Genomic DNA, 3,311 nt, shown 5'->3' with positions numbered 1-3,311 from the left:
GTTCACGATTGCTTCTTTTAAATTTGTTGTAGTTGCTGACATTTTAATTCCTCCAAATATATGTTTTATTATTTTTATTTAAACAAATCAACTTGAGTCTTTCATGCAAGACGAATTAGCAATATCCATCCGTCTTACATTGCATACCTTCAAATGAATTTGTTTTATCCTTTTCGATTTCTTTATCAATTACTCTTTCTARCGTTTCTTTACTAGCAAGYCCTTGAATGACTTCATCACCAATCATGACAGTTGGAACAGCCATAATATTYGCTTCATCATATGCATGTTGAATYGCTTCTTGATGTTKTTCTTTATATTTACGAKTTACTAAAGCATCTTTAAATTCWGCTTCAGGAAGCCCTACTTCTACCGCTAATTTCGTTAATACATCAATATCTTCAATGTTTTGCTCTTCTTGGAAAAACGCAGTAAATACGCGGTGATGATACTCATTTCCAAGTCCACGCTCTTTCGCGAATTGGCACCCTTCAAAAGCTAAATGTGTATATGGATGCGGAGAAACGCGGGGCAGACGCATTTCAACCCCTAATTTTTTTGCAGTAGGAAGAATGAAAGAATCCCATGAACCTAACTTATCTGGCTCGTTCCAAGGATCTATTTTAGAATATGGACTTGGACGCAATTCAAATGGCATCCATTCGATTTCTACATCTTTCTCTTTCGCTACTTCATCTAATGGGCCTTTTGCTAAAAAGCAAAACGGGCATATAAAATCTGAGTATACTTTCATTTTTACAGTCATATCTTTTACAGTCATATCTTTTACACCTTACCTTCTTTTTATTTTTAGATGTAATCAAAACAGTTACAATTTTAAGAAAAAAATATGCATTCTCTTTTAGAGACTTGCAATTATCATATTATGCATTCATTTTTTGTTGTAAAGATTCAAATAACTGCCCCATCGTAATATTTCTCAACACTTCTTCCATCGCAGATTGCGCCTGAACTAAAATAACCTCTAAAACAGCTTGAATATTCGCCCCAATTGGACAGTCTGGATTCGATTTTTCATGAATGTGAAATAGTTTGTCTTCTTCCACTACATTCACTGCATGATACACATCTAACAATGTGATTTCATGTAAATCCTTTAATAATCCCGCGCCACCTGGTCCGCGATTTACGTAAACAAATCCAGATTGTTTCAAGTAAGACATTATTTTACGAATGACTACCGGATTTGTATTTACACTCTCGGCCATATAGTCTGAAGTGCAAACTGAAGATGGATTGTTTTTCAAAATAGATAAAATATGAACAGCTATAGAAAAGCGGCTACTAATTTTCATCGTGATCACCACCTCGATGTAATCATTATAGTTACAACCGGAATATAAGTCAATCCTTTTTACAAATTTTTTAAAGCAAATAAAAAAGTGCCCCATTACAATATATGAGACACCTCTTCTTATTCTGCAAACAAGTCTTGAAATTCTTCAATAAATAGCTGCACAGCGATTGAAGAATCCTTTAATGAAGGAACAGCTAAAGCAATTTCTCTCCATACTTGTGGTTCCAATTCTCTCGTTTGTATATTCTTTGGTAAACTCGTTAAAGATAACTCAGCCAAAATTGCGATTCCTAATCCTTCTTGAATCATATTTAAAGCTGTTGTAACTGTGGAAATTATATATTCAGCCCGAAGTGGTACGTTCGCTTGTTTAAACATATCGATAATGGGTGGTTCGTACCCACCCTTACATAATATGATCGGTTCATTCTCTAAATCACCTATTGTAATAGAATCGTTCTTACAAAGAGGATGATCCTCTCTTAAGACAACAACCATTTTCCCCTTCGTTAAGGGCACGATCTCCATATCTTTATTAGGCAAAATAACAATTCCTATATCAACAACCCTCGATACTAACCAATCTTCAACTTCTTTAATCGTGCCTTCACAAAGAACGACTTCTAAGTTCGGATACTTCTCCTTAAATAGATTTATCATTTTGGGTAAGAAATGTGCAGAAGCACTCGGAAAACTCCCAATTCGAATCGTCCCAACTTCGTGCCCTTTCTCCATCGCTACTTCTTGTTCAATCTTCTCAACGCCGTTTAAGATTTCTCTAATATGTACAAGAATTCTATTTCCAACATCCGTAACGATTAGCCCTTTTCGTTTATCGCGTATAAGAATGGTAACTCCTAACTCTGACTCAATGCTTGAAATCGCATGACTTACAGCTGGCTGTGTCATATTTAACATCCCGGCAGCCTTCGTAAAACTCCCTAATTCAACCGTTTTAATTAAAACTTGAAGTTGTGTAATGGTCATAACTAATCACTTATACTCCTTATAAAAAAGATTCATTTTATTTATCATAGTCGATATCATATCATAGTGAAATGGAATACAACAAGGAGGGATTACAGTGACACAGCTTTCTCGAACTAAGACGGCCATAATCCTTACATTTCTCGTTATTATGTGGGGAATTAATTGGCCGTTATCAAAATTCGCTCTGCATTACACACCACCCGTACTCTTTGCAGGGATTAGAACATTAATAGGAGGATTTATCTTACTTACTTTCGCATTACCGAAATACAAACAATTAAATTTAAAGGAAACTCAGTATATGCCCGCCGGACTCTTCTCCGCAATCGTATTTCTCCAACCGGTCTTACTCGGCATTTTCTCATGGATTTGGCTTGAAGAATCTATGTACGGCTTGAAAATTTTCGGACTTATTCTTGGATTTATTGGTGTTGGGGTTATTAGCTCTAGTAGTTTAACTGGACATATTTCTATTATCGGTGTACTACTTGCTTTAGGTTGCGCTATCGGCTGGGCACTCGGCACAGTATTTATTAAGAAAACTGGACACCGCGTTAATGCCATTTGGATGGTAACACTTCAGCTTATTATTGGCGGACTTTGCTTAATCGGATTTGGTTCAGAATTTGAGAGTTGGTCTAACATCGCTTGGAGTATACCATTTGTAAGTGTACTACTATTCATCTCRTTCTTTGTTATTGCAATGGGATGGCTCGCTTACTTTACACTTGTAGGAGCTGGTGAGGCAAGTAAAGTTGGGGCTTATACGTTCCTTATCCCACTGATCGCTATTATTGTAAGTTCAATTTTCTTACATGAGGCCATTACAATTAGCTTATTCATCGGACTTTTATTTATTATCGTAAGCATTTGTTTTGTAAATATAAAGCCGAAAGCACTTGCTGTAAGGCAGCAAGTTGAAGTGAAATAAATAGATATGAGAAAGAGTCTACCACTTGTAGGCTCTTTCTTTTTTACCATTTTATGAGTACAGTCACTTAAC

4 protein-coding genes are annotated in these 3,311 nt (G+C 35.9%); 1 reads left to right on the top strand and 3 read right to left on the bottom strand.

From position 1 onward, the window contains the following. Positions 1 to 115: 115 nt before the first annotated feature. From AC1DJR_RS25370 to AC1DJR_RS25360, 3 genes are all read right to left on the bottom strand, one after another. Positions 116 to 766, bottom strand: a complete 651-nt coding sequence (locus AC1DJR_RS25370; protein WP_477003797.1) for a DsbA family oxidoreductase — start codon at positions 764 to 766, stop codon at positions 116 to 118. 118 nt (positions 767 to 884) lie between these two features. Beyond that, positions 885 to 1,316, bottom strand: coding sequence for an Rrf2 family transcriptional regulator (locus AC1DJR_RS25365; protein ID WP_477003796.1), 432 nt, complete (start codon positions 1,314 to 1,316; stop codon positions 885 to 887). Between the two features lie 119 nt (positions 1,317 to 1,435). Continuing rightward, on the bottom strand, positions 1,436 to 2,305 hold the full coding sequence (locus tag AC1DJR_RS25360; RefSeq protein ID WP_002012297.1) for a LysR family transcriptional regulator: 870 nt from the start codon (positions 2,303 to 2,305) through the stop codon (positions 1,436 to 1,438). Positions 2,306 to 2,402: 97 nt separating this feature from the next. On the opposite strand from AC1DJR_RS25360, the gene AC1DJR_RS25355 reads away from it, so the two are divergent. Continuing rightward, complete coding sequence (locus AC1DJR_RS25355) at positions 2,403 to 3,239, top strand: DMT family transporter (RefSeq protein WP_477003795.1); 837 nt, start codon at positions 2,403 to 2,405, stop codon at positions 3,237 to 3,239. The last annotated feature ends 72 nt before the right edge of the window (positions 3,240 to 3,311 follow it).

Source organism: Bacillus sp. 05T31 (genome assembly GCF_056396725.1).
This window is presented reverse-complemented; position numbering and strand designations above follow the sequence as displayed.